The sequence below is a fragment of the Reyranella humidisoli genome, assembly GCF_019039055.1.
Lineage (GTDB): Bacteria > Pseudomonadota > Alphaproteobacteria > Reyranellales > Reyranellaceae > Reyranella > Reyranella humidisoli.
The window spans coordinates 531,472-557,363 of the sequence record NZ_JAHOPB010000002.1; the positions used below are offsets into that span (position 1 = coordinate 531,472).

Below are 25,892 nucleotides of genomic sequence, written 5' to 3' on the forward strand. Positions count from 1 at the left end.
ATATGGCCGATGCGACGCAGCCCTTCACCGACATGTTCAAGAAGCTTGGCGAGCAGTTGAAGGTGCCGGCCTTCGACATGTCGAAGATGATGGAGCATCATCAGAAGAATCTCGAGGCGATGACGCGCTCCTGGCAGGCGGTGGCCGGCGGTGCGAGCGAGGTCGCGCAGAAGCAGAAGGAAATCTTCGAGGCCGCGATGAAGGACATGGCCGAGATGGCACAGTCCTACAAGCCGGGCGGCAATCCGCAGGAAGTGATGGCCAAGCAGAGCGAGTTCGCCAAGAAGGCGATGGAGGCCGCCATCGCCAACACGAAGGACATTGCGGAGCTGGTCCAGAAGTCCAGCACCGAAGCCTTCAAGATCGTCCAGGACCGGATGAAGGAGTCCTACGAGGAAATCCGCAGCAGCGTCGAGAAGAAGTCGTAGGAACTTTATTCTCCTCCCCATTCAGATGGGGAGGTGTCGCGCTTCGCGCGACGGAGGGGGGCATGACCCCATCGCCCTCGTGAGACGAGGGCACTTCCCCTTTGCGGAACCCGCAAAGGGGAAGAGGTTGATTAGAGAATTAGCCCCGCCGCCAGTCCGGGAACACCAGGCTCTTCCAGCCTGAGCGATCGAACTTCTTCCAGTTGCCTTCGGGCTGGGCGAGACGGTCGGCGACCGCGTAGACGGCGGCCGGATGATGACCGAGCCCGCAGTGGCTGCCATAGACCTCGATGTTCTCGACCTGCTCGCTTTCCTCGTTGATGCAGGTCTGCCAGGCGCAGATCCCGTCGGTGCGGCTGAACACCGACGTGGTGGGCACCGGTGGCGGCGTGGCGAGCGCGCCGGCCATCTTGTGATCGCTGTCCTCGACGCTCTGGCCCGACGCGAACTCATAGACGCGCCAGGCGTTGGTCGCCTTCGGACTGCCGGCAAACGGGCTGCCGAGGCTGATCACCGAACGCACCTTGTCGGGAACCATCTTGGCGATCTGGCGGGCATAGATGCCACCCAGGCTCCAGCCGACCAGGCTGATCTTGCGATTGCCGTAGCGTTCATGGAGCTCCTCGACCCGCGCCAGCATGCCGTCCTCGATGCCGGCGCGCAGACCTAGATTGCGGCCCTGCTTCCAGCCGTGCGCGGCATAGCCTTGCCCCTTGAGGAAGGAGCGCAAGGGTCGGGTGGAGAGGTCGCTGGCCAGCAGGCCGGGCAGGACGAGGACGGGATGACCGTCGCCGCGGGGCGCGGCGGCGAGCCACGGCCGAAGCATCATGAAGGCACCGAGCTCCTGCAGGGCACGCCCTTCGAGGAACAGCAACGTCCGCGAGGGGGGACGCAGCGCTTCAGCGACAGCCGTCATTGGGGCTCCTTGTTCGTTGCCACAAGAGTCTCACATATCGGAAGGGGGCGGAAGGGTTTCAACCGGGCACGACCGCCTTCTTCAGCTCGTCGGTCGCCTCGACCAGATAATTGCCGAGGACTGCAACATCAGGAACCGCGCGCCGGTCGGCGGTGAGGCCAAAGTTCAGCGCGTCCATGTAGCTCTGCACCGTAATGTTGAGTGCCGCACCGTGCGCGGGAATGGAAACCGGATGCAGCGCCGTCACCTTGGCGCCGGCGCAGTAGAGCGGCATCGGCGGGCCGGGCACGTTGGAGATGGTTACGTTCATCGGCATCGGCAGCTTGTCGGCCAGGCCGCTGCGTCCGTACACCAGCATCATGAGCTGCAGCAGGATGGGCGCGCCCACGAAGGCGAAATCCTGCGGGACGGCGTCGCGGAAGGTGCCGGCGATCTGCTTGGACTCAGTCGACGATTTCACGATGGCGCGCAGCCGCTCGGCCGGATCGGCGACGTCGGTTGCGAGCTGGCAGAGCATGCCGGACACCTGGTTGTTCTGCCGCGTGTCGCCGGGCTCGCGCAGGCTGATCGGCACGCCGGCGATCAGTGGCTTGTCGGGAAGCTGTCCCTTTTCCTGCAGGTAGCGCCGCAACGCGCCGCTGCACACCGCCATCACGACGTCGTTCAGCTTGGCCCCGCTCGCCTTGGCGATCGCCTTGGCGTCGCTGAGCGAGATCGTGCGCGCGGCATAGCTGCGTTCGCGCGTGATCGTGGCGTTGAATGGCGTCTTCGGCGCATTGAGAGTCGGCAACTGGCTGGCGAGGCTCTGCAGCGTGCCCAGCGCCTTGGGCATTTCGCCGGGCTTGCCGAGGAACGCGCTGGTCATCGAGTTCATGATGTCGGGCGCGGCCTGAAGCATCTTCAATTGCTGGCGCATCATGTTGCCCATGATGTCTGTGATGCCCTTCAGAGGATCGACCGCCGTCGGCGAGCTGGGCGCTGCCGCTGCGCTGGCAGGCTTCGGCGGCGGCGGGGCGACCGCGCGCGGTGTCGCACTCACATCGTAGAGCGCCTTGTTGATTGCCATGCCGGCGCCGCCGTCGATCGCGGCGTGATGGACCTTGGAATAGAGCACGCCCTGGCCGTCCGCGAGGCCGGTGATGACGTAGAACTGCCAGAGCGGCCGGCTGCGATCGAGCGTGTTGGCGTGCAGCCGTGAGATCACTTCCTCGAGTTGCGCCTCGGTACCGGGCGCGGGCAGCGCGGTTTCGCGCAGATGGTAGTCGAGATCGATGGTCGCCTCGTCGACCCAGCCCGGGTGATCGAGGTCATAGAGCGATGGTGCGAGACGCTTGGAGAAGATCGGGATCGTGTGCAGCCGGCTCTCGAAGAACTTCCGGAAGTGCTGGTAGAAACTGCCCTCGAAGCCAGGGGGCAGCTCGAAGTAGGTGAGGCCCGCCACATGCATGGGGGTCTCCGGCGTTTCCAGATACAGAAACGAGGCATCGATTCCGGAAAGCTGCTGCAGGTCCATTGGCGTCCTCCCACGGTCCGCCTGTTGTTCGTCGTTGGACGATTTGTCCTCCGGCACGTCCGGGAAAGGCAAGAGCCTTCCGGGTGTGTGAAAATTTAAGTCATTGAAATATATGGATATTCAATTTTTTGCGCCGCAGCGCACAAATTTATGTTGCAACGCACAATGGCGATCCCATATACGCCCCATCAGCATTCGACACCACACCAACCAATTGCAGGACCTTACGCCATGACCACCCAGACCGCTGCCATCGAGAACGTCATCGAGCACGCCAACGAGACCACCAAGGCCGCCGGCGAGCGCGTCCGTGAGTTCGCCCAGATCGGTGTTCGCAAGGCCACCGAGGGCTTCGAGAAGATCAGCCAGGCCGCGCAGACCGCGTCGGAAGAGATGAACACGCAGTACACGCAGGCTCGCCAGGGTGCCACGAAGGCCAGCCTCAAGATCCTCGACGTCGCCAAGGAAGACGCCGACGCCGGCTTCGCCGCCATGCGCGACTTCCTGTCGGCCAAGTCGCCGCTGGAGGCGTTCGACGTCTCGGCCAAGTACTGGCGCGGCCGCCTCGAGACCCGCATCGCCCAGGCGCAGGACCTCGGCGCGTTCGTCCGCAAGAGCGCCGACGACGTGGTTCGCCCCGTCCAGGAGCGCATCGAGAAGTTCACCAAGACTGCGGCCTAAACCGCCCCAGGCTTCGAGCTCGAAGGCCCGTCCGAGAGGACGGGCCTTTTTTCTTGAGCCGACGCTCTACAGGAGCCCGATCCGTTCCTGGAGGAACGACATGGACCGTTTCTGGCTCAGGAGTTATCCGCCGGGCGTGCAGGCGGACATCGATCCGTCGGCCTATGCCGGCATCGTTTCCCTTTTCGAGGAGAGCTTCTCGAAGCATCGCGACAGGAAAGCCTATGTCTGCATGGACAAGGCGCTCACCTTCGGCGAGATCGATTCGCTCTCACTGGCTACAAGCGACCCAAATACATCGAATTCCGCGAGCAGCTGCCCAAGACCAACGTCGGCAAGATCCTGCGGCGGGCGCTGCGGGACGATGCGATCGGGAAAGCCGCTTGAATCTGCTGCAGGGAGCCTGCAACCCCTGTCGCCATTGCGCGTTCCCCTCCCCAGGAATTCCCCTGGAGGACACCCTCATGACCGTTTCCAAGATCCTGGCCGTCGCTGCACTGGGCCTGTCGGCAGCCGCCTGCAGCAGCACCACCTACGAAACCCGCACGACCAGCCCCTATTCGGTGAGCAGCTCCGAGCAGGCTTGCCTGGACTACGGCTTCCGTGCCGGCACCGATAACTACAATCGCTGCGTTTCGCGCGAGGCCGCCGCCCGCGCCCAGGGCCGCGTTCCCGTCGGTTACACGGTCGCCAGCCTCGACGCCGATGCCCGGAACGCCTGCTATTCCTACGGACTGACGCCCGGCAGCACGATGTACGATCGCTGCGTCGGCCGCGAGATCGACGCCCGCCGTTACCGCGACCAGGCCTATGTGACGCCGGTGCCGGCACCGGTTCCGGGCTCCTACCCGTCGCAGACCACCACTTACTACACCACGGCTCCGGCGGCCCCGACCTATTACGGGCCGGCAACGACCGTCTCGACCACCACCTACAGCACCCCGCCGGTCGCCTACCAGCCGACCCCGCCGGCCGGCGTTGAGGCCTTCCGCGACGAGTATGGTTTCCGCTATGATGGGCAGGGAAACCGGATCGACCGCAACGGCAACATCATCAGCCCGCAGTCGACCACACGATGAGGGGGCTTGATGGCTGCGAGAGCTTTGATGGTTGCGGCGCTTGGTGTGTCGCTGCTCGCAGCCTGCGACCCGCTGCCCCAGCCCCTCTATAGCGAGACGACGCCGCCCCCGGCCTACCGGACGCAGCCGGGCGGCGTCCGGATCGACAACGAAGGCTACCAGCTCGATCCGGAGGGCTACCGGATCGACAAGAGCGGTGCCCGGGTTGGCATCATCGACGTGCCGGCCAAGACCGCGGGCGACAACTCGAATGCGGTCGCGGGCTTCTACATCAGCAATACCGGCTCCAATGCACCGGGCCGCGTTGCTTCGAGTGACGCCGCCACGACCGGCCCGAACAGCATGAACCTACCGACGCCGTCGCAGATGCCGCAGCAGGCGCCGATCGCCCCGGCGCCGGCGAACGTGCCGCCGCCGGCTGGGTATCGTTGAGGAGCGCCGCTACTCGATCCTGATTCCGGCGGCCCGGATCACGGGCGCCCATTTCGCGATCTCGTCGTTTATGAACTTCGCCGTGAGCTGAGGCGTGGTTTCCGTCGTCGGCACGGCGGCAATGTTTTCCAGGAACTGGATGGTCGTCGGATCCTTCATCATCCGGCGCGCCGCCTGGTCGAGCACGTCGACCACGGGCTGTGGCACGTTCGCAGGCCCCAGGATCAGGTTGAACGTATAGGCCTCGTAGCCTTTGACCCCGGCCTCGATCATGGTCGGAATCTCGGGCGCGATCGGCGCCCGCCTGGAGTAGGCATAGGCGAGGATGCGAACCTTCCCGGCCTTGTGAAGCTGAAGCGTCGTGCTGAACGTCTCGAACATCCAGGCCGTCTGGCCGCTCATCATGTCCTGCAGCGCCGGCGCCGACCCCTTGTAGGGGATGTGCTCGACCTCGATGCCGCCGACCTCACGTTTGAAGTACTCGCCGGCGAGGTTGATGATCGAGCCCGCGCCGGATGAGCCGTAGGAATACTTGCCGGGATTCTCCTTCATCAGCTCGACCAGGCCCATCACCGTGTCGGGCATGTCCATGCGTGCCACCAGGACCAGCGGATTGACGCAGATCGATGCGATTGGCGTGAAGTCCTTCACGGCGTCGTAAGCCGGCTTCACGAAGGCCGTGGGATTGATGGCGTGGGTGGAGGACGGGGCGCACAGCAGCGTGTAGCCATCGGGCCGGGCGTTCTTCACGTCCACCGCGCCGATCGAGCCGGCGGCGCCTGCCTTGTTATCGACGATGACCTGCTGGCCGAGGATGGCCGTCAGCTTTTCGGCGGCCATGCGGCCGATGATGTCGGTCGGGCCGGCCGGCGCGAAGGGGATGACGAAGCGGATCGTCCTCTCGGGGAACTTGCCCTGGGCACGGGCGACGCTCGGGGCGGCAAAGGCCGCAGCTCCGGCGACGATCAGTTGGCGACGGTTCATTTCGATTCCTCCCTGATGTTTTCTAGTTCAGCGTCTCATTGAACAGCTCGATCATGGCGTTCCATGACCTGCGGTCGGTGGCCTCATGGTAGAAGAAGCCTTTCATGCCGCGCGAATCGGCCGCCGGGTTGGTGAAACTGTGACCGGCGCCGCCATAGAGCTGCAACCGCCAGTCGACGCCGGCGCTCTTCATTTCGGCCTCGAAGGCCGCGCGCTGCTCGGGCGGAATGATCGGATCGTCGGCGCCGATGCACACCAGCACCTTGGCCTTGATGTTCACCGCATCCTGCGGCCGTGCCGTCGCGAGTCCGGAATGAAAACCGACGACCGCCTTCACATCGGCGCCGCTGCGCGCGATCTCCAGCGAGGTCGTGCCGCCGAAGCAGTATCCGATGGCGGCGAGCCGAGCGGGATCGACTTCCTTCTGGCTCTTGAGGACGTCGAGCGCCGCCAGCGCGCGGGTACGGATACCCGTCGGATCGGTCATCCAGGGCTGCAGCCGCGCCATCGTCTGGCTGAGATCGGCCAGTGGCTTGCCGTCGCCGTGATAGTCCATGGCGAAGGCGGCGTAGCCGAGGCCCGCCAGGCGCGCCGCGATCTTCTTGGTGTGGTCGGTGAGGCCCGGCCCCTCGTGGCAGACCAGCACGCCGCCACGCCGGCCCGGCTTGCTGTCGTCGACCACATATTGGCCGATCATGCGGACGCCGTCGGCGCGGTACTCGATGTCCTCGGTGCGCATCGTCGTTCGTTTCCCCTCTTGTTGGCCGGGAGACTAGCGGAGCCGGCTTGACCCGCCAACGACCCGCCGCCACAAGTCGCCGCCATGGTCCCGCCCGCTGCGCCGTGACCTGGAAAACGTTGCCGTGGGCGCCGAATTGCGCAGCAGGAACCCATCGTATAGATTGGCCCGATGTCGCAGTTCTTTCTTCCCGGCGCGTGCACCGCGCGATGTATCGAGGTCTGAGGCCCAGCGGGCCCCGGTAGCCTTCGTTCGCATTTGAGTTGGGAGAAGGGGCGATGTCCCTCGTCGTTTACAACACGCTGTCGCGCGAAAAAGAGCCGTTCGTGGCGCTCGATCCGTCGCATGTCCGCCTCTATGTCTGCGGCCCGACGGTCTACGACTACGTCCATATCGGCAATGCGCGGCCGGTCGTCGTGTTCGACGTGCTCTACCGCCTGCTGAAGCGGCGCTATCCGCGCGTCACCTATGTCCGCAACATCACGGACATCGACGACAAGATCATGGTGCGTGCCGCCGAGAACAAGGAGTCGATCGAGGCGCTGACCGAGCGCACGGGCGCCGCCTACCAGAGCGACATGAGCAGGCTCGGCGCGTTGTCGCCGGACGTCGAGCCGCGCGCCACGAAGTATGTCGGCGAGATGATCGCGCTGATCGAGCGGCTGGTCGCGCGCGGCCATGCCTATGAAGCCGAAGGCCATGTCCTGTTCGACGTGCCCAGCATGGAAGACTACGGCCGCCTGTCGCGCCGCTCGCACGACGAGCTGATCGCGGGCGCGCGGGTCGAGGTCGCGCCCTACAAGAAGGACGCCGCCGACTTCGTCCTGTGGAAGCCCTCGACCGACGCGCAGGCCGGCTGGCCGAGCCCATGGGGCCGCGGCCGTCCCGGCTGGCATATCGAGTGCTCGGCCATGAGCGGCGCGCTGCTCGGCGAGACGTTCGACATCCATGCTGGCGGTCTCGACCTCATCTTCCCGCACCACGAGAACGAGATCGCGCAGAGCCGCAGCGCCTTCGGTCACGCCATCATGGCGAAGTACTGGATGCACAACGGCTTCCTGAACATCTCCGGCGAGAAGATGAGCAAGTCGCTCGGCAACTTCTTCACCGTGCACGAGCTGCTCGACCAGTATCCCGGCGAGGTGATCCGCCTGCTGCTTTTGTCGGCGCAGTACCGTCAGCCGCTCGACTTCACGCACGATGGCCTGGCGCAAGCCAAGGGCACGCTCGACCGCTGGTACGGGCTGCTGCGCGGCAAGGCGCTCGAGGGGAAGCCGATCCCGGCCTCGGTCGAGGAGGCGCTGTCGGACGATCTCAACACGCCTCTCGCCATCGCTGCCTTGCACCAGCTGCGCGATCCGTCGGAGCTGAAGGCGGGCGCTGCGGCGCTTGGCCTGCTGCAGCAGGATCCCGAGGCCTGGTTCCGCTGGACTCCGGCAACAGCGGCCGACGGTCCGTCCGATGCCGACATTGAGGCCGCCATCGCGGCGCGTCAGGCGGCGCGCAAGGCCAAGGACTTCAAGGAGTCCGACCGCATCCGCGACGACCTGAAAGCCAAGGGTGTGATCCTCGAGGACGGGCCCAAGGGCACGACCTGGAAGAGGGGCTAAGTGTCATCCTGAGCGCAGCGAAAGATCCTTCGCTGCGCTCAGGATGACACCTGATTCGGCATCGGCCGCTCCGGGCCGAGCTCGTGGCACTTGATGGTGACGGACTTCGGCTTCAGGCCGCGCAGCGCCTTGAGAAAGACGGCCATGTGCGGCGTTGCGAAATGGTCCTTCAGCGCCTGCTCGTCTTTCCACCATTCGCGTACGCGCATCAGGCCTGGCTCGAGCATGTCGAACGCATAGTCGTAGCCGGCGCATCCTGCTTCGGCGCGCGAAGCCTCGATCATCGGACGCGCGATGGCTGCGACGTCGTCCGCCTGGGCGGGATCGAACCTCGCATCGGCAAGCACGATCAACATGGTGTCCTCCCTCAGCGTTTCTCGAAGATGACGCTCTGCACGGCACGACCGAAATAGCCGTTGGCGTCGGCCAACCGTGCGGCGGCGATGCCGACCGAGTCGGGGCCGACCCAGGTCTCGGCGTCGAGCAGGACCCATTCGCCGACCGGCTCGCGGCCCAGGCTGACGCTGAGGTCGGCGTTGATGAAGGTCCAGTCTTTCATGTCGAACACCGACGAGGTGCCATTGCAGAAGTCGGCGGCGATGACGGCCCGCATCAGCGGCGAGATCGCGGCGCCATCGACGATCGGCCGTGTCGCGCGATACCAGACCGCTGCCGGACCGGGGATGCGGAATCCGCCCTTGGCGGTGCGCATCTCGATGCCCTTGAGGAAGGGCGTCTGGGTCGCGAAGAAGTCTGGCGGGGCGCAATGCTCCGGCATCGGCAGTTCGACCGGCGGGCCGCTGGCGATGGCCGGCATCTCCTTCGGGTCCGTGCGGATACGCAGTGCGCTCGCCCGCACGACCTCGGCGCCGTCGGCCAGCAGCTTTATGGACAGGAGCTGGATCTTGCGGCCTTCGCGGACGATCTCGGTCTCGATGGTGAGTGGCGCCACCGGCACCGGCCGCATCAGATCCACGGTGAGGCGAGCGACCCGCATCGGCACGGGCGAGGGTAGATGTTCGATGGCCCAGCAGATCAAGGACGACGGCGCCGCGCCATGCTGAAGTTTCGGATTCCATGGGCCACCGGCAAAGGAACTGGTCTCGGCAATCGCACCTACGACTCGATAGATCGATTCCATTCCTGTCCCGCTCCCCAGAGGCGGCGCTTGTCATAAAGGGCGACGCCACCACCGGCAATCGCTTGACGGCCATCCATAGTTAACACATATGTTAAATATGGATGTGCTCTCCCGAACCTTCTCCGCGCTCTCGGATCCGACCCGGCGTGCGATCCTGGCGCGGCTCGCCAATGGCGGCGCCACGGTCGGCGAGCTGGCCGAACCCTTCGAGATGTCGCTGCCGGCGGTATCGCGTCATCTCAAGGTGTTGACCGATGCCGGGCTGATCGAACGTCACACCGAGGCGCAATGGCGTCGTTGCGAGCTGCGCGGGGAGGGGCTGCGCGCCGCGGCGGACTGGATCGAGCACTACCGCAGGTTCTGGGAGGCGAGCTTCGACCGGCTCGATGCCTTCCTGAGGGATACCGAACCGAAGCCGAAGAAAGGAAAGCCGAATGCCCGACGCAAGGATCGATAACGACACGCTGCACGTCAGCCGCATCTTCGATGCGTCGCGTGAACGCGTGTTCGACGCCTGGACCAGGCAGGAGCAGTTCGTCCGGTGGATGTGCCCCCCCGGGGTGGAGATCACGCTGTGTGAGATCGATGTCCGGCGCGGCGGTGCCTGGCGGATCGATGGCCGCAACACCGGCGGGACCTTCTCGTCATCGGGTGTCTATCTCGACGTCGTTGCGCCGGAGCGGCTCGTCTTCACCTGGGCGCATCACGCCGATGGCAATTTCTCGGGCGCGCGGGGCCATGAGACGACGGTGCGCATCGAGCTGCGCGCCCTGGCCGATCGGACCCAGCTCACGCTCGTCCATGGTCCCTTTGCCGATACGGAAGACTTCCGGTGCCATCGCGACGGTTGGGACGGCTCGTTCGGCAAGCTGGAGACGCTCCTGCGGGGGACTCCATGACCATGCACCCCGTCGTTTCCCACGAGGCCTGGCTGGCGGCGAGCCGCGAATTCCTGGCCCGGGAGAAGGAGTTCACGCGCCTGCGGGACGAGCTGTCGCGTCAGCGCCGCGAATTGCCCTGGGAACGGGTCGAGAAGGACTATTCCTTCGAGGCACCGGAGGGGCGCGTTGCGCTCGTCGACCTGTTCGGCGGCCACAGCCAACTCCTGGTCTATCACCTGATGTTCGGTCCCGACTGGACCGAGGCCTGCAAGAGCTGCTCCTTCTGGGCGGACAACTTCAACGGCATCGACGTCCATCTCGCGCACCGCGACACGGCACTGGTCGCCGTCTCGCAAGCGCCGCTCGCCGCGCTTGAGGCTTATCGCAGGAGGATGGGCTGGACCTTCCGTTGGGTGTCCTCCGGCGGGAGTGACTTCAACTTCGACTACAAGGTGAGCTCGCGGCCCGGCGAGGCGGAACTGGCCTACAATTTCGGGACGATGACGGTGGGACCGGGCGAGATGCCGGGCTTCAGCGCTTTCCGGCGGGGCGACGATGGCGCGATCTATCACACCTACTCGACCTACGCGCGCGGCGTCGACATGCTGAATGGCGCCTATCATCTGCTCGACCTGACGTCGAAGGGCCGCGACGAGGCGGGACTTTCGTTCACGATGGAATGGGTACGTCGGCGCGACCAATACTGACGCGAGGAGGCTCGTCATGAAGGCAATCTGGTGCGGCAAGGTGATCGCAGACAGCGATCACACGCTCGAGGTGGACGGCTACCGCTATTTTCCCCGCGATGCCGTCCGGATGGACCTGCTGAAGTCGTCACCGAAAACGGGACGCGACCTGGAATGCCCGCACGGTGTGCAGTTCTACGACGTCGTCGAAGGCGAGGCCCACAGCCCCGCGCGGCCTGGTCCTATGAGGCGCCCCAGGCAAAGATGAAGCCGGTCGATCGCTGGATCGGCTTCTGGGAAGACGTCAGCGTCGGCTGACGCCCCAAAAGAAAACGGCCGGCGAAGGCCGGCCGTTTCAATTTCGGTGTGATCGCCTCTAGCGCGCCGGCGAGATGGCCGTGATCGTGAGCGGCGTGGTCATGCCGATCACCACATCGCCGACCTTGATCTTCTTCAGCATGTCCTGCTTGGCGATCGAATTGGCGGCATAGGTGCGGACCGCGCCGCCGCGGCCGTCGATCACCGAGACGGTGTTCTTGGCGAGGTCGACGGCGACGACCGTGAGCGTGAAGCGCCCGGCCTCGACATCGGTCTTGTTTGTCTGGCCCATCTGCTCCTTGCGGGCGAGCTGAGCGCCCGGGCCCTTCTGGCGCAGGTTGAGCATGGTGATCACCTCGGAGTAGGTGACGTTCGCCATCGAGCCGTCGTCGATCGCGTCCAGGTTACGGACGCTGTCGGCCACCGGCAGGATCACGAGCTGGCCGGTCGGCGACGTGAACGCGACCGTGCGGCTCTCCGGATCGGCCGTCTCGATCTTGACCCGCTGCGTGACCACGTCGTTGAAGGCGACGCCTTCGCGCGGCACCGCCGTCACCTGGGCCGACGCCTGCCGCTCCGGCAGGCTCACGCCGACCGCCAGGACCGCCGCGAACAGGGAAACGCCAGCGGTCATCTTCATCGAACGGATCGTCATTGCCGTGTACCTCGCAAAACCCCTAACGCGCCGGACAATAGCGATCCGAACCGGCGAAGCAACCACCAAGGGCGTGAGGCCCTCAGGCAAAATGTTTCAGCACGGCGTTCGCGACGGCGTCGGGCTGGTCGAGATAGGCCAGATGGCCTGCCTGGGCGACTGTCTCGACCCGCGCCGGCCCCTTGATCGCCCTGGCGAAGGTGCCGGCATAGCCCGGCGGCAGGATGGCGTCCCGTTCTCCCCACAGGATCAGCGTCGGTGCCTCGATCAGGCCCAGCCGCTTCTCCAGCCTGGTGTTGCCGAGCGGCCAGAAGGCGCGGGCGGCGGCCTCCGAGGCACGGGTCATCTCGATCGGCCATTCCACCGAATTGGCGCCTTCGGGCGCGGCAACGAGGTCGTTCCAGGTCGCGGCCTCGGCGCACATCAGGCCGGGCAGAACGTCCTTGCGTTGGGCCCAGGGATCGGCGGCGGGCTCCTTGTCGTCGAACAGGCCGAAGGGGGCGATCAGCGCGAGCTTGCCGACATTGCCGGGGAAGATCGCCGCCATTTCGGCCGCGAAGGCGCCGCCTACCGAGGCCCCCGCGAGGTCGGCACCGGAGAGACCCGCCTTGTCCAGGAGCTGGCGCACCGCCAGCACCCAGTCGAGATGCGTGTCCAGCTCGGTGTGGCCGGTCGCGCCGGGATAGCCCGGCAGGGACGGGGCGACGACCGTCCGGCTTTCGGCCAGCCGGTCGAGAAAGGGGACCCATCGCGGCAAGCCGCCCAGACCGGCGAGGAAGCCGACCTTCGGGCCCTTGCCCTTGGTCCAGACCCGGCAGGGATGGCCGTTGACCTCGACGGTCGTGGTCGCAGGTTGGGACACCAGGCTACTCCGCGGCGGCGGCGTGGGGACGGAAGGCGGGGACGGCGGCGCGCTGGCCCTTTTCCATCGGCTTGGGCCACCACTTGTCCTCCCACTCGCCGAACAGGTCCTTCACCTTCGGCATCACCTTCTCGGCGAACAGGCGCGTGTTGTACTTGGTCGTGTCCTTGCTCATGTTGCCGTACTGCAGCAGCAGCATGAGATGGCCGACGTTCAGGCTGGTGGCGACGTGGCGGATCTGTTCCACCACCTCGTCAGGCGAGCCGATGATGACGTACCCGCCGTCGACGATGTCCTTCATGTTGGTGGCCTTGAGGCTGAGCTTGCTGGAATAGCTCGCCGTGTTGGCCGCTTTGCTCACCATGCTCTGGATGCCGGCGCGCTGGGTGGCTTCCGTGGTGTAGCCGGGCGGCGTCGCGAAGCGCGCATCGACGTGCAGGCAGCGGCCGTAGAAATACTCGGCGGGCTCGGTGTAGAGGTCGAGCGCCTGCTGGCGGCTCTCGGCCACGCCGACGAACTGCAGGAAGCCCGCGCGGTAGGGATTTCGGTCCTTGCCGAGCTTCTCCATCTCGTTCCAGAAGCCCTGCATCGTCGTGAGGCCGGCTTTGTAGCCGTAGTACGAGAGATAGCAGTAAACGTAGTCCATCTCCGCGCACCACCGCCACGTCTCGACGGAGCCGCCGCCGGGAATCCAGATCGGCGGGTGCGGATCGTTCTGGATCGGACGCGGCCAGATATTGACGTAGCGCTGCTGGTTGTAGCGGCCGTTGAAGGCAAAGGTGTCCTTCTCGGTCCAGGCGCGCTTCACCAGATCGTGCGCCTCGAGATAGCGCTCGCGCAGCAGGCTCGGGTTCTGGCCGTAGGCGTAGCAGGTGTCCATCGGCGAGCCGACCGGGAAGCCCGCGATCAGCCGGCCACCCGAGATGCAGTCGATCATCGCGAACTCTTCGGCGACGCGCGTCGGCGGATTGTAGAGCGCCAGCGAGTTGCCCATGACGCAGAGCGCCGTGTCGGTCGTGCGGCGGGCCAGCGAGGAGGCGATCAGGTTGGGCGAGGGCATCAGGCCGTAGCCGTTGGAATGATGCTCGTTCACGCAGACCGCGTCGTAACCGAGCTCGGCGGCGTATTCGAGCTCGTCCATGAAATCGTTGTACATGTGGTGAGCGCGCCTCGGATCGAACAGCGAGGAATGGATGTCGACCCAGACGGACGGATGCTTCTGATTGAAGTCGTCCGGGAGCTCCGTGTACGGCATCAGGTGGAACCACATGAGCTTCATGGCGCCTTCTCCCTAAACTCGAGCTGCTTGGTAAACGCTCGTTTACCTCGCAACCCTGACGCGACTTTTGCGGGTCGGCAATGTGGGATTTCCGCAGGGCGTGGGTAATTTTGTTGTTTTTCCACTGTGCCAATCGTTCCGAATCGTATTTTGTGCATTGCACTCTCGCGTTCGCAGCAATAGTTTCGCTGCAACGCAGGAGGATTTGCCATGTCCGTCGTCGCTTTCGCGGCTCGCCCCCATCCCACGGCCAACCAGCCGAAGAAGGATCTCTACGAGGTTGGTGAGATTCCGCCGCTCGGGCATGTGCCGAAGAACATGTACGCTTGGGTCATCCGGCGCGACCGCCACGGTCCGCCCGAGCAGTCCATGCAGCTCGAAGTGGTGCCCACGCACGCGATCGGTGAGGACGAGGTGCTCGTTCTCGTGATGGCGGCGGGCGTGAACTACAACGGCATCTGGGCGGGTCTCGGCCTGCCGATCTCGCCGTTCGACGTCCACAAGCAGCCGTTCCACATCGCGGGCTCCGATGCCTCGGGCATCGTCTGGGCGGTCGGCGCCAAGGTGAAGCGCTGGAAGGTCGGTGACGAGGTCGTCATCCACTGTAACCAGGACGATGGCGACGACGAGGAGTGCAACGGCGGCGATCCGATGTTCTCCACCAGCCAGCGCATCTGGGGCTACGAGACGCCGGACGGCTCGTTCGCGCAGTTCTGCAAGGTGCAGGCGCGCCAGCTGATGAAGCGCCCGCAGCATCTCAGCTGGGAGGAGAGCGCCTCCTACACGCTTACCCTCGCCACGGCCTATCGCATGCTGTTCGGCCATCGCCCGCACATCCTGCGGCCCGGCCACAACGTGCTGGTGTGGGGTGCCGCGGGCGGCCTCGGCTCGATGGCGATCCAGCTCATCGCCACGGCCGGCGCCAACGCGATCGGCGTGATCTCCGATCCGTCGAAGAAGGACTTCGTGATGTCGCTGGGCGCGCGCGGCGTCATCAACCGCAACGATTTCGACTGCTGGGGCCAGCTCCCCGACGTCGACGACCAGGCGGGTTACGCCGAATACATGAAGAAGTGCCGCAAGTTCGGCGGGGCGATCTGGGAGCACACCGGCAAGGGCAACGACGTCGACTTCGTGTTCGAGCATCCCGGCGAGCAGACCTTCCCGGTCTCCTGCTTCATCGTGAAGCGCGGCGGCATGGTGGTGTTCTGCGCCGGGACGACGGGCTTCAACCTGACCATGGACGCGCGCTTCGTGTGGATGCGCCAGAAGCGTATCCAGGGGAGCCACTTCGCCAACCTGCTGCAAGCCAGCCAGGCCAACCAGCTGGTGATCGAACGCCGCATCGATCCGTGCATGAGCGAAGTCTTCGAATGGGCCGACATTCCCAAGGCCCACACCAAGATGTGGAAGAACCAGCACAAGCCCGGAAACATGGCCGTGCTTGTTTCCGCCAAGCGCCCAGGCCTGCGCACCCTTGAGGACGCGCTGGACGACTGACGAACCTTCCTCCCCCGCAATTGCGCCCTCTCCGCCCGCGAAACGGGAGGAGAGGGAGGGGACCCGCGCGGAGCGCGGGGAGGGTGAGGTGGGGCCTCGAGTGCCCACCTGCTCGCCGCTGCTGAACGATCCACCACTTCACCTTCCCATTGCTGCGCAATGGGCCCCTTCCTCTCTCCCACTTCGTGGCGGAGAGGAGTTCCTGACTGGAGATGAGCCTTGCTGCTGAACGACCTTCTTTCCCTGTGCGCTGAAGCCGAGGGCGCGGCCGATCGCCATGAAACCGCGGCGCGCGAAGCCGTGCGCGCACTCGTGGCACCCGAGGGCAAGGTCGATCCGAAGCTGCTGGAGCGCGAGCAGTTCGCCGCGCACGGTTATGCCTGGATTGCCACCTATGTGGCGGCGCTGCGCCAGATGCGGCGCTGGGCCGAAGCGGGGGCGGGCGGCGAACTGGAGAAGCTCATTCTCCAGTCGGCGTTCGGCGAGTATCTCGCGCAGCTCAAGGGCGGCATCGCGATCAGCCAGGTGGAGATCGTGCGGCCGGGCGATCTCGGTCTTGACGGAGCCGTGCTGGAAACCCCCGCCGTCGCGAAGCTGATCGCCGCCAACACGCCGGCGGTGCGCGGCCGTATCGCCGAGCTGATCGCCGACGGTCTGGAAACGGGCGGTTTCGGCTCGCTCGAACTGGGCGACGAGTCGCTGGAGGAAGTGCGCCGCCAGTTCCGGCGCTTCGTCGACACCGAGGTCGCGCCGCATGCCCACGGATGGCATCTGCGCGACGAGCTGATCCCGCTGCCGGTGGTGCAGCAGATGGCCGATCTCGGCGTGTTCGGCCTTACCGTGCCCGAGGAGTGGGGTGGGCTCGGCATGGGCAAGCTCGCGATGTGCGTCGTCACCGAGGAGCTGTCGCGCGGCTATATCGGCGTCGGCTCGCTGGGCACGCGCTCGGAGATCGCCGCCGAACTGATCCGGTCCGGCGGCACCGAGGCGCAGAAGAAGAAATACCTGTCGCGCATCGCGTCGGGCGAGCTGCTGCCGACGGCGGTGTTCACCGAGCCCAACACCGGTTCCGATCTTGCGAGCCTGCGCACGCGCGCGGTGCGCGAGGGGGATACCTACAGGATCAACGGCAACAAGACCTGGATCACCCACGCCGCCCGCGCCGACATCATGACGTTGCTGGCGCGCAGCGATGCCTCCAAACCCGGCTACCAAGGCCTGTCGATGTTCCTGGCCGAGAAGCCGCGCGGCACCGACGCCGAGCCGTTCCCGGCACAGGGCATGAGCGGCGGCGAGATCAAGGTGCTGGGCTATCGCGGCATGAAGGAATACGAGATCGGCTTCGACGGATTCGAGGTGCCGGCCGCCAACCTGCTGGGCGAGAAGGAGGGGCAGGGCTTCAAGCAGCTCATGGCGACCTTCGAGAGCGCCCGCATCCAGACGGCGGCCCGCGCCGTCGGCGTGGCGCAGAACGCGCTCGAACTCGGCCTGCGCTATGCCAGGGAGCGCATCCAGTTCGCCAAGCCGCTCTATGCGTTCCCGCGCGTCGCCGGGAAGATCGCGTGGATGGCGGTCGAGACCATGATCGCCCGCCAGCTCACCTATTTCGCCGCGCGCGAGAAGGATTCCGACCGGCGCTGCGACATCGAGGCGGGCATGGCCAAGCTGCTGGCGGCGCGCGTCGCCTGGAGCAATGCCGACAACGCGCTGCAGATCCACGGCGGCAACGGCTATGCGATGGAGTATCCCGTCAGTCGCGTGCTGTGCGACGCGCGCATCCTCAACATCTTCGAGGGCGCGGCCGAGATCCAGGCGCAGGTCGTCTGTCGCGGCCTGATCGAGGGGCGCAACTAGGCACCCCCGCGCTCCGCGCCTGGACGTTTGACCCGGGGCGCGACCTGAACTTGAACGCTAACCGAACCGCGGGCGCAGCCTGAGCATCAGCTCAGGCGCGGCTGGCCAGATACCAAAGCGGTATCAGCAGGACGGTGATCAACTGCAACCGGACGCGCCACGCCATCAGGCGGTTGCTGCGGCTTGCGCCGGCCGTCGCGTCGGCTTCGTCGCGCCCCATCGAGAGCACCCCGGCGAACAGGACTACCAGAGTTGCAAATGCGGAAACGAGGACGAGCACGAAGAGGAAGTTTGCCAGTGTCATGAGGGCTCCAGACCGACACGGCGGTCGGTTGTCCGTCAGTTGGTCGTGCGAGGGGGCGGCGGCAAGTACTGCCCCTGGCAGAGGCTGCCATGTCGCATGCGTGATCCGTCGCTGCTCCCGACGCGTACTGGTTTACATGTACACAAGGATCAGAAAATGAGTTCCCTTTATCGCGCCGTCATGGACTCCAGCGTCAACCCGCTTCGAACGCTGCCGGCGGCCCAGCGATTCCAGCTCATGCTGTTCCTCAGCGTCATGTGGACCAACATCTTCTGCTTCAGCGCGGGCGCATGGATCTGGTACGGCGAACTGATCGTGTTCCATGTCCTCGTCGCGGCCGGCGTGATCATCACGGGGCTCGTCTTCCGGCAGGCCTCAATGACTTCCGCCTATCGCACCTACCGCCATTTCCCCCTGAAGGACGGCACCGCCCGCTATGACGATGTCTGGGGCGGGTAGCGCGGGGCATACCCGCGAACATGTCGACCCGTGGCATCGTCGTCGCCTGATGTCGCAGCTTTGTTCGAGTGTTCGCAGAGAGGCCTGAGATGCAGGCCCGAACCCATCACGCAGACGGGATCATCACGATCACCGATGCGAACACGACCATCGCCTACTGTCGGTACGACGCTTCCGGGGAGATCGAATATCTCTTCGTCGGTCCGCCCTTCCGGCGGCGCGGCTATGCCCGGAGGATGCTCGATCTCGTAGAGGAGCGTTTGGGCATGACGCTCTTCTTCAAGCCGCCCTTGAGCCCGCTGGGGCGCAAGGTTGTGGAAGCCTACAGCCGAGATCGCGGAACCGGGCCGAAGCGATCCGGCGAGGCTATCGCTGCCTTCGCGAGCGCTGGGCACGCCGAGACGGGAAAGAGATCGGACGCGGTGACGGGCCACGGTCGCTCGACATCCCGGACATGAACCCGCACTCCATGAACGACGAGTCCGATGCACTCCCCGCCGGCGGCATCGCCATCGTCGTGGGTTCGTCGGGTGGAATCGGCGGGGCGTTGTACGGACGCCTTTGCACGCAGTCCCGTTTCCGCACCGTGCTGGGTCTGGGACGGGCCAGCTCACCGCCGCTCGATCTGACGGACGAAGACAGCATTGCCGGCGCCGCTCGCCATGTCTCCGGACTCGGGGCAGACGTGCGCCTGATCATCGATGCCAGCGGACTCCTGCATGGCGATGGGCTGTCACCGGAGAAGAGTTGGCGCGACCTCGACGCGGCGCACATGGCCAGGGCGTTCGCCGTGAATGCCATCGGCCCGGCCCTGTTGATGAAGCACTTTCTGCCCCTGCTGCCGCGCCAGGGCCGTTCGGTGTTCGCTACATTGTCGGCCAGGGTCGGCAGCATCGGCGATAACCGGCTGGGCGGCTGGTACAGCTACCGCGCCTCGAAGGCGGCGCTGAACCAGTTCGTCCGCACGGCTTCCATCGAGCTTGGCCGGCGCCAGCCGGCCGCGCTCTGCGTCGCGCTCCATCCCGGGACGGTGGCGACATCTCTCTCGGCGCCGTTCGTCAAGGCGGGCCTCGACGTGCAGACGGCCGAGCAGGCGGCAGAGCGTCTGCTCGACACGATCGACGGCCTGCGTCCCGGCAGTAGCGGCAGCTTCTTCGATCACCTCGGCAAGCCGGTCCCCTGGTAACGGCCCGCTGGAGCGGGCCGGGTCCGGGCCTGCTTCCTATTCGCGCTTGTCCGCCACGTTGATGCCCATGACCTTCTTGGCCGGGAACTTCTTGAAGGTGCCGAGATGGCCGCGCATGCCGAGCTGGAAGGCCTCGACGTAGGCGAGCTTGCGCGTCAGGTAGTTGTGCTGCTCTTTCGGGTCCAGATAGAGGTTGAACAGCTTCGGATAGGCGTAACGCTCCAGCACGCCGGTGAAGCCGCCGGTGCCGAACGCGTCCGTCGCGTTGTCGCTCGTGGCCGACAGGACCATCTTGTATTCGCCGCAGCGCAGGCCGGAGAAGGTCTGGCTCAGCCAGTAATAGTGATACTTGCGGTTGGAGAGGCCGTCGGGCGCCAGCAGGAACGAGCTCTGGTCGACACCGTCGATGTAGCGGTCGGATGGCAGCAGGTCCGAGGCGCCGGCGAGGCCGAGTGCGGTCGGCACGATGTCGTTGAAGTCGAACAGCCCGTCGCTCTGGCGGCCGGCCTCGATGGTGCCCGGCCAGTACATCAGGCCGGGGACGCGCACGCCGCCTTCCCAGGTCGAGCCCTTGGCGCAACGGAACGGCGTGAAGGCGGCGTCCGGCCAGGTCTCCATGTGCGGGCCGTTGTCGGACGAGATGAAGATCAGCGTGTCCTCGAGCTGGCCCGACTTGCGCAGCGCCTCGACGAGGCGGCCCATGATCTCGTCCAGCTCGAGCAGCGTGTCCTTGTAGGGATGCTTTGCCGGCGATTTGCCGAGGAACTTCTCGCTCGGATAATTGTCGAAGTGCGCGCCGCGCGTGCAGTGATAGAGAAGCCAGGGCTTGTCCGACTTGGCCTGCTTCTCGATGAACGCCTCGGAATACTTGCACCACTTCTCGTCGAGTTCCGAGAGGACTGGAATCGTGACCTCCTCGACGTTGGTCAGTTCCTCGCCCTTCTTCGCGTGCACGAAGCAGCGGTTGAACGGCATGTTCTTGATCCACTCGGTGCGCGCGGCCGAGTAGACGATCTCGGGGAAGAAATGCGGGTCGCGCCATTCGGTGTACATGTCGGACACGGAAAGGAAGCCGTAGAAATCATCGTAGCCGACGTGCTGCGGCTGGCTTTCGACATTCTCGCCGAGATGCCACTTGCCGACGGCCTGGGTCGTGTAGCCGGCCTGGCCGAGCAGCATGGGGAGGGTGATCTCGCCCTGCAGGCCGCCCGGTTCGCCGTACATCGGCGGACGATGCAGGCCGTGGCGGTTGGGTACGCGGCCAGTGTGGAGCGTTGCGCGCGAGGGCGAGCAGGAGGGTTCCGAATAGCAGGACGTGAGCTGCAGGCCGCCGCGCGCGATCTTGTCGAAGTTGGGAGTCGGCGCACCGACCGCAACGCCGCCGCCGTAGCAGCCTAAATCGCCCCAGCCGACATCGTCCATCAGGTAGATCAGGATGTTCGGCTTCTTCTTGCGCGCCGCGAGCTTGCGTGCCGCCGCCTCGATGTCGGCCTTGTGTACGAAGCCGGGCTCGAGATGGGCCGCCTTGCGGACGGTCTGCGTGGCAATGGCGTCGAAGCTCGTCATGTTTCCTCTCTTCGTTTGGCTGCAAGCTACTAGCTTGTGGCGTCCGTGGCGATTGCGCGTGCGAGCGCATTGAGCGGTGCGCCGAATCGCGCACCGGCTTCGGCTTCGTTCATCGCGGAGCGAACGAAGCGCATCGAGATACAACCCATCACCCGATCGTTCTTGCGGATCGCGACGGCGATGCCTTGCAACCGCCCCGGTCGTGGCAGGACCGCGAAGGCGTATCCGTCGCGCCGGATACGGGCGAAGGCGGCCGCGAGCTTGGCATCGTAGCGTACGCCGAGGTCGCGCAGGATGGCACGGCGTTCCTCTTCGGTAGAGAAGGCGAGCCAGGCGCGGCCGAGTGCGCCGGACAGGATCGGGCTGCGACGCTGCAGGGCCGTGCGCTCGAACGACAGCGGGCTCTCCGCCGCGGTCGAGTAGCGGATGGTGATCGCGCGATGACTGATCGAGCCCAGATAGAGCGGCCAGCCGTGCTCCTGCGTGAAGCGGTGCATGTGCGGCGCGGCGACATCGACGAAGTGATCGATGAAGCGAATGCCCTGCGCGAGGCCCAGCACGCGGTCGGTGAGGCGATAGCCCATCAGGCGCGAGACCTGGGTGGCATATCCCAGCTCGACCAGCGTATTGAGCAGGCGCGCCACGGTCGGCCTTGGCAGGCCGGTCTCCTCGGCCAGCACGGCAATGGTGCCGTGCGGGCGCCGGCTCAGCGCTTCGAGGATCGAGAAACTGCGGCGGATGGGCTCGATCGGCATGGCCTCGACGCTATTCCGTAATATGGACTCTGTCGACTTAAGGTCGGCGGCCCGGTGCAAAAGCGGCTACGCTCTCTTCAACCAAGAAGAGATCGAGGAAACATGTTTGGCAGACGAAGGTTCGGAATCGGACTGGGCACGGCGGCATTCGTGGCGCCGGCGATCGTTCGAGCGCAGAAGTTTCCGGCGGGCCGCGTCACGATGGTGGTGCCGTTTCCCGCAGGTGCGGCGACCGATATCAGTGCCCGCGTCTATGCCGAACGGCTCTCGGCACTCTGGGGTCAGCCCGTGGTGATCGACAACAAGGGCGGGGGCAACGGCATTCCGGCGGCCGAATCGGTCGCGCGCGCCAAGCCGGATGGCCTGACCTTGTTCGCCACCTCGGCCATGACCCAGGTCGTCAACCCGGCGATCTACGACAAGCTGCCCTACGATCCGATCGCCGACTTCGCGCCGATCTCGCGCATGGGTACCTCGCCCTTCGTGTTGCTGGTGGACAGGAACAGTCCCATCAATACGGCGGCCGAACTGACGGCGAAGCTGAAGGCCGAACCCGGCAAGCACAATTACGGCGCCGGCGCGCTGCCCGCCCGCGTAGCGTCTGAACTGTACAAGATGGCGGCGGGCGTCGACGCGGTCTATGTCGGCTACAAGAGCAACCCGCAGGCCATACCCGACGTGCAGAGCGGGCTGCTCACCTTCATGATGATCGACACGGTCAACGCCAAGATCGCGATGGACCGCGGCGCGCTGAAGGGATTGTTCGTCACCGACAGCGAACGCTACGCGGCCGTGCCCGCCATGCCGACGGCAGCGGAAGCGGGCCTTCCCGACGTCCTGCTGACGACCTGGACGGGGTTCTATGCGCCCAGGGGAACGCCGGCGGAGATCGTCAACCGGATCAACGCCGACCTCTACACCGTGTCCGAGATGCCGGAAGTCATCGAGCGGCTGGCGGCGCTGGGTGGAACGCCGAAGCTCATGCGACCGGCCGAGTTCGCAGCCTTCACCAGCGCTGAGAAGGAGCGCTGGGGCAAGATCATTCGTCGCGCCAACATCAAGGTCGAGTAGGAGAAACACATGGCTGGATCGCTGAACGCCAACGCCGGACCGCGCTATCGGCACAATGCTGACGAGAGCGCGCCGTACGAGACCATCACCCTCGACAAGCTGACGCCGATCCTCGGCGCGGAGATCAGCGGGATCGATCTCAGCAAGCCGCTGTCCAACCGGCAGCAGGACGAGATCCATCGCGCGCTGGCGGAGAACCTCGTGATCTTCTTCCGCGAACAGCACATCAGCCAGGACCAGCACCTGGCCTTCGGCCGCCTGTTCGGCGACCTGCACACCCATCCGGCGGCGCCCAGCGAACCGGGCAAGCCCGAGCTGATGATCATTCATGCCGACAAGGACTCGCCGCGCGCCAACGGCGAGGGCTGGCACACCGACGTGAGCTGCGATCTGGAGCCGCCGATGGGCAGCATCCTCTACATCAAGAAGTGCCCGCCCAAGGGCGGCGACACGCTGTTTGCCAGCATGTATGCCGCCTACGAGGCGCTGTCGGACCGCATGAAGACCTATCTCGACGGACTGACGGCGGTCCATGACGGCGAGTCGGTCTATCGCGGCCTCTACAAGAATTTCAACGTGGCCGACAAGCCGGAGTATCCGCGCGCCGTGCACCCGGTCGTGAGGACGCATCCGGTCACCGGCAAGAAGGCGCTCTACGTCAATCGCGGCTTCACCCGCTCGCTGGTCGGCCTGCCGCGCGACGAGAGCGATGCGATCCTGCGGTACCTCTACGAGCACATGGAAAACCCGCTTTTCCAGTGCCGTTTCCGCTGGCAGGAGAACTCCATCGCCTTCTGGGACAATCGCTGCGTCCAGCATCGCGCCATGTGGGACTACTGGCCGCACACCCGCAGCGGCAACCGGGTCACGGTGGCAGGCGACAAGCCTTACTGATACTCCTGAGGCGTGCTGGTCATTTTCGATTGCGACGGGGTGCTGGTCGACAGCGAACCCCTCGCTAACACCTGCTTCGCCCGCGCGCTTGGACGTGAGGGACTCGACTGGACGGTCGAGGAGACGATGCGCCGCCTGATGGGGCGCTCGATGAAATCCTGCGTCGAGATCGTCGAGGGCGAACTGGGGCGCGCTCTGCCGGGCGATTTCGTCGACCGCCTGCAGGCCGACACGTTGCAGGCCTTCCGTGACGCGCCTCTGCAGACAGTGCCCGGCGTCGTCGAGGCGATCGATGCGATCGAGGCGGCGGGCATCGCAACCTGCGTCGCCAGTTCCGGCGGGCTCGACAAGATGCGCGTGACGCTCGGCATCACCGGCCTTTGGTCTCGCTTCGAGGGTCGCATCTTCAGTTCGAGCCAGGTGCCGCGCGGCAAGCCGTTCCCCGACCTGTTCCTTCACGCGGCCATTCAGATGGACCAGCAGCCCTTCGATTGCACGGTGGTCGAGGATTCGCTGCCCGGCATCCAGGCGGCGCGCTCCGCCGGCATGCGTGCGCTGGCCTATGTCGGGGCATCACATACAGATGCCGACGCGTTGCGCGCCGCGGGCGGCCGTACCTTCGATTCCATGTCTTCGCTGCCGATGCTGGCCTGGGCGCCTCGGGTATGAGCCGGACCGGCTCCTGGTCGATGGGGAGAGGCAACGGCGAGCGCGTCGTCGTGGTGGGAGCCGGCATGGCCGGGCTGGTCGCGGCACGGCTGCTGCACGATTCGGGATTCGTCGTGACTGTGCTCGAGGCCCGCGGCCGCATCGGCGGCCGGACCTGGACCGACGATCGCGTCGGCGCACCGGTCGATCTCGGCGGATCCTGGGTGCATGGCGTCGATGGCAATCCGCTCACCCTGTGGTGCAGGAAACTCGGCATCGAGCTGGTCGAGTCGCAGGGCGAACGTCTGCTGATCGACAAGCGCGCGACCTCGCCGACGCGGGAAGGCCAGCGACGCCGCGCGGTCATGGGCCGGATGGCTTTCAAGGCCGCCATCGAATGGGCGGGCTGGAAGAGCAAGGCGATGACGCGCGTTCGCGGACCTCGCTCGATCTCCGTGCGGGAGGCCGTCGAGCCGTTGCTCACCGCATCGTGGCTGCCGGCAATCGACCGTCTGGTCGTGGCCACGTTCGTGGAGATGAGCGAGGGCGTGCAGAGCGCGCCCTGGGACGCGGTGGCCGCGGAGGAGTGGTTCCCGACCGAAGGCCTCGAGCGCAACGCGCAGCCCAGGGGCGGCTACAAGCAACTGATCGACGACGTCGCGCCCGGCCTCGACATCCGCTCCGGCACCGCGGTCCAGCGGGTGGTCTGGAGGGGCGATGGTGTGACGGCGATCCTGCAGGACGGCCAGCGCATCGAAGCCGATCGCGCGGTGATCGCCGTGCCGGTCGGGCTGCTGCGCGCCGGCATGCCGGTGCTGGATCCGGCGCCGCCGGAACTGCAGCGCATCGCCATCGGCCGCATCGGCTACGGCGCGGGCACTCTGGGCAAGATCTACCTCCGCTTTCCGCGGCGCTTCTGGCCCGAGCAGCCCAAATGGTTCGGGCGGCTGCCCGACTCCCCTCTGCAGCGCGGCGGCTTCAACACCTTCGTCAGCCACTTGCAGGAGACCGGCCTGCCGATTCTTCTCAGTTTCTGTAACGGCCACACGGCGATCCGTCTCGACCGCGAGGCCAGCGACGCAGAGGTGACGGCCGTCGCCATGAGGTCGCTGCGTGCGATGTTCGGCGACGACATTCCCGAGCCCGAGGCGATGGTCTTCCCGCGCTGGCTGAGCGATCCCTGGTCGCGCGGCGGCTATTCCTATCCCGGTGTCGGCAGCGATCCCGACGACTGCACCGCGCATGCGCGACCGCTCGGCAACCGTGTCTTCTTTGCGGGAGAGGCGACCGAGCCTGTCGAGTACGGGACCGTGCACGCGGCCCTCTGGTCGGCCGAGCAGACCGCCGAGGCGATCTTCCGTCTCGCCACCGGCATCGATGCATCGCGCGACGCGCGGCCCTGGGCCGGCGCCCGTACTGGCGCCGGCCGGCACAATGCGGGATAAAAGCCC

30 protein-coding genes are annotated in these 25,892 nt (G+C 65.8%); 18 read left to right on the top strand and 12 right to left on the bottom strand.

All coding sequences use genetic code 11. The annotated features are described in order from the left end of the window. Window positions 1–2: 2 nt before the first annotated feature. Window positions 3–428 (top strand): phasin family protein, encoded by a 426-nt coding sequence (locus KQ910_RS20960; protein WP_216964904.1) that lies wholly within the window; start codon window positions 3–5, stop codon window positions 426–428. 139 nt (window positions 429–567) lie between these two features. On the opposite strand, the gene KQ910_RS20965 is transcribed toward KQ910_RS20960, so the two are convergent. Together KQ910_RS20965 and KQ910_RS20970 are read right to left on the bottom strand one after the other, a co-directional pair. Next, complete coding sequence (locus KQ910_RS20965; RefSeq protein ID WP_216964906.1) at window positions 568–1,344, bottom strand: esterase/lipase family protein; 777 nt, start codon at window positions 1,342–1,344, stop codon at window positions 568–570. Window positions 1,345–1,402: 58 nt separating this feature from the next. Further along, window positions 1,403–2,857, bottom strand: coding sequence for a WS/DGAT/MGAT family O-acyltransferase (locus KQ910_RS20970; protein ID WP_216964908.1), 1,455 nt, complete (start codon window positions 2,855–2,857; stop codon window positions 1,403–1,405). Window positions 2,858–3,088: 231 nt separating this feature from the next. On the opposite strand from KQ910_RS20970, the gene KQ910_RS20975 reads away from it, so the two are divergent. The 3 genes from KQ910_RS20975 to KQ910_RS20985 all read left to right on the top strand — a co-directional run bounded on the left by KQ910_RS20975 (window position 3,089) and on the right by KQ910_RS20985 (window position 5,049). Beyond that, on the top strand, window positions 3,089–3,538 hold the full coding sequence (locus tag KQ910_RS20975; protein WP_216964911.1) for a phasin family protein: 450 nt from the start codon (window positions 3,089–3,091) through the stop codon (window positions 3,536–3,538). A 464-nt stretch (window positions 3,539–4,002) separates the two neighbouring features. Further along, on the top strand, window positions 4,003–4,617 hold the full coding sequence (locus KQ910_RS20980) for a hypothetical protein (RefSeq protein ID WP_216964912.1): 615 nt from the start codon (window positions 4,003–4,005) through the stop codon (window positions 4,615–4,617). Window positions 4,618–4,626: 9 nt separating this feature from the next. Next, on the top strand, window positions 4,627–5,049 hold the full coding sequence (locus tag KQ910_RS20985) for a hypothetical protein (RefSeq protein WP_216964914.1): 423 nt from the start codon (window positions 4,627–4,629) through the stop codon (window positions 5,047–5,049). Between the two features lie 9 nt (window positions 5,050–5,058). On the opposite strand, the gene KQ910_RS20990 is transcribed toward KQ910_RS20985, so the two are convergent. Further along, window positions 5,059–6,033 (bottom strand): Bug family tripartite tricarboxylate transporter substrate binding protein, encoded by a 975-nt coding sequence (locus KQ910_RS20990; RefSeq protein WP_216964917.1) that lies wholly within the window; start codon window positions 6,031–6,033, stop codon window positions 5,059–5,061. A gap of 22 nt (window positions 6,034–6,055) precedes the next feature. Continuing rightward, window positions 6,056–6,772 (bottom strand): dienelactone hydrolase family protein, encoded by a 717-nt coding sequence (locus tag KQ910_RS20995; protein ID WP_216964919.1) that lies wholly within the window; start codon window positions 6,770–6,772, stop codon window positions 6,056–6,058. A gap of 278 nt (window positions 6,773–7,050) precedes the next feature. Between KQ910_RS20995 and cysS the strand changes: the two genes are divergently transcribed. After that, window positions 7,051–8,382: a cysteine--tRNA ligase gene (gene cysS, locus KQ910_RS21000; RefSeq protein WP_216964921.1), complete on the top strand. Its 1,332-nt coding sequence runs from the start codon at window positions 7,051–7,053 to the stop codon at window positions 8,380–8,382. Window positions 8,383–8,420: 38 nt separating this feature from the next. Here the strand turns inward: cysS and KQ910_RS21005 are convergent, their stop codons facing one another. Both KQ910_RS21005 and KQ910_RS21010 read right to left on the bottom strand, forming a co-directional pair. Next, window positions 8,421–8,738: a putative quinol monooxygenase gene (locus KQ910_RS21005; RefSeq protein ID WP_216964924.1), complete on the bottom strand. Its 318-nt coding sequence runs from the start codon at window positions 8,736–8,738 to the stop codon at window positions 8,421–8,423. Window positions 8,739–8,749: 11 nt separating this feature from the next. Continuing rightward, window positions 8,750–9,523, bottom strand: coding sequence for a thioesterase family protein (locus KQ910_RS21010; RefSeq protein WP_216964926.1), 774 nt, complete (start codon window positions 9,521–9,523; stop codon window positions 8,750–8,752). A gap of 97 nt (window positions 9,524–9,620) precedes the next feature. Here KQ910_RS21010 and KQ910_RS21015 point away from each other — a divergent pair, with 97 nt between their 5' ends. From KQ910_RS21015 to KQ910_RS21030, 4 genes are read left to right on the top strand one after another with little or no spacing between them, the layout of a single operon-like run. Beyond that, window positions 9,621–9,980 (top strand): ArsR/SmtB family transcription factor, encoded by a 360-nt coding sequence (locus tag KQ910_RS21015; RefSeq protein ID WP_216964928.1) that lies wholly within the window; start codon window positions 9,621–9,623, stop codon window positions 9,978–9,980. Next, the gene (locus tag KQ910_RS21020) at window positions 9,958–10,422 is read left to right on the top strand and encodes an SRPBCC family protein (protein ID WP_216964931.1); all 465 of its coding nucleotides are present in this window, start codon (window positions 9,958–9,960) and stop codon (window positions 10,420–10,422) included. The genes KQ910_RS21015 and KQ910_RS21020 overlap by 23 nt, the downstream gene beginning before the upstream one ends. After that, window positions 10,419–11,111 (top strand): DUF899 domain-containing protein, encoded by a 693-nt coding sequence (locus tag KQ910_RS21025; RefSeq protein WP_216964933.1) that lies wholly within the window; start codon window positions 10,419–10,421, stop codon window positions 11,109–11,111. The genes KQ910_RS21020 and KQ910_RS21025 overlap by 4 nt, the downstream gene beginning before the upstream one ends. A 16-nt stretch (window positions 11,112–11,127) precedes the next feature. Then, window positions 11,128–11,358, top strand: a complete 231-nt coding sequence (locus KQ910_RS21030; RefSeq protein ID WP_216964935.1) for a DUF427 domain-containing protein — start codon at window positions 11,128–11,130, stop codon at window positions 11,356–11,358. A 108-nt stretch (window positions 11,359–11,466) separates the two neighbouring features. On the opposite strand, the gene KQ910_RS21035 is transcribed toward KQ910_RS21030, so the two are convergent. The 3 genes from KQ910_RS21035 to KQ910_RS21045 all read right to left on the bottom strand — a co-directional run bounded on the left by KQ910_RS21035 (window position 11,467) and on the right by KQ910_RS21045 (window position 14,204). Next, the gene (locus tag KQ910_RS21035) at window positions 11,467–12,063 is read right to left on the bottom strand and encodes a hypothetical protein (protein WP_216964937.1); all 597 of its coding nucleotides are present in this window, start codon (window positions 12,061–12,063) and stop codon (window positions 11,467–11,469) included. Window positions 12,064–12,145: 82 nt separating this feature from the next. Further along, window positions 12,146–12,925, bottom strand: a complete 780-nt coding sequence (locus KQ910_RS21040; RefSeq protein ID WP_216964939.1) for an alpha/beta fold hydrolase — start codon at window positions 12,923–12,925, stop codon at window positions 12,146–12,148. A gap of 4 nt (window positions 12,926–12,929) precedes the next feature. Then, complete coding sequence (locus tag KQ910_RS21045; RefSeq protein ID WP_216964940.1) at window positions 12,930–14,204, bottom strand: LLM class flavin-dependent oxidoreductase; 1,275 nt, start codon at window positions 14,202–14,204, stop codon at window positions 12,930–12,932. A gap of 210 nt (window positions 14,205–14,414) precedes the next feature. Between KQ910_RS21045 and ccrA the strand changes: the two genes are divergently transcribed. Together ccrA and KQ910_RS21055 are read left to right on the top strand one after the other, a co-directional pair. Next, window positions 14,415–15,704, top strand: a complete 1,290-nt coding sequence (gene ccrA, locus KQ910_RS21050) for a crotonyl-CoA carboxylase/reductase (protein WP_216964943.1) — start codon at window positions 14,415–14,417, stop codon at window positions 15,702–15,704. 219 nt (window positions 15,705–15,923) lie between these two features. Then, window positions 15,924–17,558, top strand: coding sequence for an acyl-CoA dehydrogenase family protein (locus tag KQ910_RS21055; protein ID WP_216964945.1), 1,635 nt, complete (start codon window positions 15,924–15,926; stop codon window positions 17,556–17,558). A gap of 91 nt (window positions 17,559–17,649) precedes the next feature. Here the strand turns inward: KQ910_RS21055 and KQ910_RS21060 are convergent, their stop codons facing one another. After that, on the bottom strand, window positions 17,650–17,862 hold the full coding sequence (locus KQ910_RS21060) for a twin transmembrane helix small protein (protein WP_216964947.1): 213 nt from the start codon (window positions 17,860–17,862) through the stop codon (window positions 17,650–17,652). Window positions 17,863–18,018: 156 nt separating this feature from the next. On the opposite strand from KQ910_RS21060, the gene KQ910_RS21065 reads away from it, so the two are divergent. From KQ910_RS21065 to KQ910_RS21075, 3 genes are all read left to right on the top strand, one after another. Then, window positions 18,019–18,321, top strand: coding sequence for a hypothetical protein (locus KQ910_RS21065; protein ID WP_216964949.1), 303 nt, complete (start codon window positions 18,019–18,021; stop codon window positions 18,319–18,321). Between the two features lie 89 nt (window positions 18,322–18,410). Then, complete coding sequence (locus tag KQ910_RS21070) at window positions 18,411–18,779, top strand: GNAT family N-acetyltransferase (protein ID WP_216964951.1); 369 nt, start codon at window positions 18,411–18,413, stop codon at window positions 18,777–18,779. Between the two features lie 11 nt (window positions 18,780–18,790). Further along, a complete protein-coding gene (locus KQ910_RS21075) occupies window positions 18,791–19,507 on the top strand; it encodes an SDR family oxidoreductase (protein ID WP_216964953.1) in 717 nt (238 codons plus the stop codon). Between the two features lie 36 nt (window positions 19,508–19,543). On the opposite strand, the gene KQ910_RS21080 is transcribed toward KQ910_RS21075, so the two are convergent. After that, complete coding sequence (locus tag KQ910_RS21080; protein ID WP_216964955.1) at window positions 19,544–21,073, bottom strand: arylsulfatase; 1,530 nt, start codon at window positions 21,071–21,073, stop codon at window positions 19,544–19,546. Between the two features lie 29 nt (window positions 21,074–21,102). Next, window positions 21,103–21,828: a helix-turn-helix domain-containing protein gene (locus KQ910_RS21085; protein WP_216964957.1), complete on the bottom strand. Its 726-nt coding sequence runs from the start codon at window positions 21,826–21,828 to the stop codon at window positions 21,103–21,105. Window positions 21,829–21,930: 102 nt separating this feature from the next. Between KQ910_RS21085 and KQ910_RS21090 the strand changes: the two genes are divergently transcribed. Genes KQ910_RS21090 through KQ910_RS21105 form a run of 4 tightly spaced genes read left to right on the top strand, consistent with a single transcriptional unit; the run spans window position 21,931 to window position 25,886 of the window. Next, window positions 21,931–22,899, top strand: a complete 969-nt coding sequence (locus KQ910_RS21090) for a Bug family tripartite tricarboxylate transporter substrate binding protein (protein WP_216964959.1) — start codon at window positions 21,931–21,933, stop codon at window positions 22,897–22,899. A 9-nt stretch (window positions 22,900–22,908) separates the two neighbouring features. Continuing rightward, window positions 22,909–23,793 carry a TauD/TfdA dioxygenase family protein gene (locus tag KQ910_RS21095; RefSeq protein WP_216964960.1) on the top strand — a complete coding sequence of 295 codons (885 nt, stop codon included), beginning with the start codon at window positions 22,909–22,911 and terminating at the stop codon, window positions 23,791–23,793. Window positions 23,794–23,805: 12 nt separating this feature from the next. After that, window positions 23,806–24,462: an HAD family hydrolase gene (locus KQ910_RS21100; protein ID WP_216964961.1), complete on the top strand. Its 657-nt coding sequence runs from the start codon at window positions 23,806–23,808 to the stop codon at window positions 24,460–24,462. Further along, window positions 24,459–25,886: a flavin monoamine oxidase family protein gene (locus KQ910_RS21105; RefSeq protein WP_216964962.1), complete on the top strand. Its 1,428-nt coding sequence runs from the start codon at window positions 24,459–24,461 to the stop codon at window positions 25,884–25,886. The genes KQ910_RS21100 and KQ910_RS21105 overlap by 4 nt, the downstream gene beginning before the upstream one ends. Window positions 25,887–25,892: the final 6 nt, after the last annotated feature.

Excerpts from the sequence above, each read along its gene's own strand:
- KQ910_RS21015 (WP_216964928.1), top strand. The coding sequence starts at position 9,621 with ATGGATGTGCTCTCCCGAACCTTCTCCGCGCTCTCGGATCCGACCCGG.
- KQ910_RS20960 (WP_216964904.1), top strand. The coding sequence starts at position 3 with ATGGCCGATGCGACGCAGCCCTTCACCGACATGTTCAAGAAGCTTGGC.
- KQ910_RS21045 (WP_216964940.1), bottom strand. The coding sequence starts at position 14,204 with ATGAAGCTCATGTGGTTCCACCTGATGCCGTACACGGAGCTCCCGGAC.
- KQ910_RS21070 (WP_216964951.1), top strand. The coding sequence starts at position 18,411 with ATGCAGGCCCGAACCCATCACGCAGACGGGATCATCACGATCACCGAT.
- KQ910_RS21105 (WP_216964962.1), top strand. The coding sequence starts at position 24,459 with ATGAGCCGGACCGGCTCCTGGTCGATGGGGAGAGGCAACGGCGAGCGC.
- KQ910_RS21075 (WP_216964953.1), top strand. The coding sequence starts at position 18,791 with ATGAACGACGAGTCCGATGCACTCCCCGCCGGCGGCATCGCCATCGTC.
- KQ910_RS21030 (WP_216964935.1), top strand. The coding sequence starts at position 11,128 with ATGAAGGCAATCTGGTGCGGCAAGGTGATCGCAGACAGCGATCACACG.
- KQ910_RS20990 (WP_216964917.1), bottom strand. The coding sequence starts at position 6,033 with ATGAACCGTCGCCAACTGATCGTCGCCGGAGCTGCGGCCTTTGCCGCC.
- KQ910_RS21005 (WP_216964924.1), bottom strand. The coding sequence starts at position 8,738 with ATGTTGATCGTGCTTGCCGATGCGAGGTTCGATCCCGCCCAGGCGGAC.
- KQ910_RS21035 (WP_216964937.1), bottom strand. The coding sequence starts at position 12,063 with ATGACGATCCGTTCGATGAAGATGACCGCTGGCGTTTCCCTGTTCGCG.
- ccrA (WP_216964943.1), top strand. The coding sequence starts at position 14,415 with ATGTCCGTCGTCGCTTTCGCGGCTCGCCCCCATCCCACGGCCAACCAG.
- KQ910_RS20980 (WP_216964912.1), top strand. The coding sequence starts at position 4,003 with ATGACCGTTTCCAAGATCCTGGCCGTCGCTGCACTGGGCCTGTCGGCA.
- cysS (WP_216964921.1), top strand. The coding sequence starts at position 7,051 with ATGTCCCTCGTCGTTTACAACACGCTGTCGCGCGAAAAAGAGCCGTTC.
- KQ910_RS21020 (WP_216964931.1), top strand. The coding sequence starts at position 9,958 with ATGCCCGACGCAAGGATCGATAACGACACGCTGCACGTCAGCCGCATC.
- KQ910_RS21095 (WP_216964960.1), top strand. The coding sequence starts at position 22,909 with ATGGCTGGATCGCTGAACGCCAACGCCGGACCGCGCTATCGGCACAAT.
- KQ910_RS21090 (WP_216964959.1), top strand. The coding sequence starts at position 21,931 with ATGTTTGGCAGACGAAGGTTCGGAATCGGACTGGGCACGGCGGCATTC.
- KQ910_RS21010 (WP_216964926.1), bottom strand. The coding sequence starts at position 9,523 with ATGGAATCGATCTATCGAGTCGTAGGTGCGATTGCCGAGACCAGTTCC.
- KQ910_RS21080 (WP_216964955.1), bottom strand. The coding sequence starts at position 21,073 with ATGACGAGCTTCGACGCCATTGCCACGCAGACCGTCCGCAAGGCGGCC.
- KQ910_RS20985 (WP_216964914.1), top strand. The coding sequence starts at position 4,627 with ATGGCTGCGAGAGCTTTGATGGTTGCGGCGCTTGGTGTGTCGCTGCTC.
- KQ910_RS21025 (WP_216964933.1), top strand. The coding sequence starts at position 10,419 with ATGACCATGCACCCCGTCGTTTCCCACGAGGCCTGGCTGGCGGCGAGC.
- KQ910_RS20975 (WP_216964911.1), top strand. The coding sequence starts at position 3,089 with ATGACCACCCAGACCGCTGCCATCGAGAACGTCATCGAGCACGCCAAC.
- KQ910_RS21085 (WP_216964957.1), bottom strand. The coding sequence starts at position 21,828 with ATGCCGATCGAGCCCATCCGCCGCAGTTTCTCGATCCTCGAAGCGCTG.
- KQ910_RS20965 (WP_216964906.1), bottom strand. The coding sequence starts at position 1,344 with ATGACGGCTGTCGCTGAAGCGCTGCGTCCCCCCTCGCGGACGTTGCTG.
- KQ910_RS20995 (WP_216964919.1), bottom strand. The coding sequence starts at position 6,772 with ATGCGCACCGAGGACATCGAGTACCGCGCCGACGGCGTCCGCATGATC.
- KQ910_RS21060 (WP_216964947.1), bottom strand. The coding sequence starts at position 17,862 with ATGACACTGGCAAACTTCCTCTTCGTGCTCGTCCTCGTTTCCGCATTT.
- KQ910_RS21065 (WP_216964949.1), top strand. The coding sequence starts at position 18,019 with ATGAGTTCCCTTTATCGCGCCGTCATGGACTCCAGCGTCAACCCGCTT.
- KQ910_RS20970 (WP_216964908.1), bottom strand. The coding sequence starts at position 2,857 with ATGGACCTGCAGCAGCTTTCCGGAATCGATGCCTCGTTTCTGTATCTG.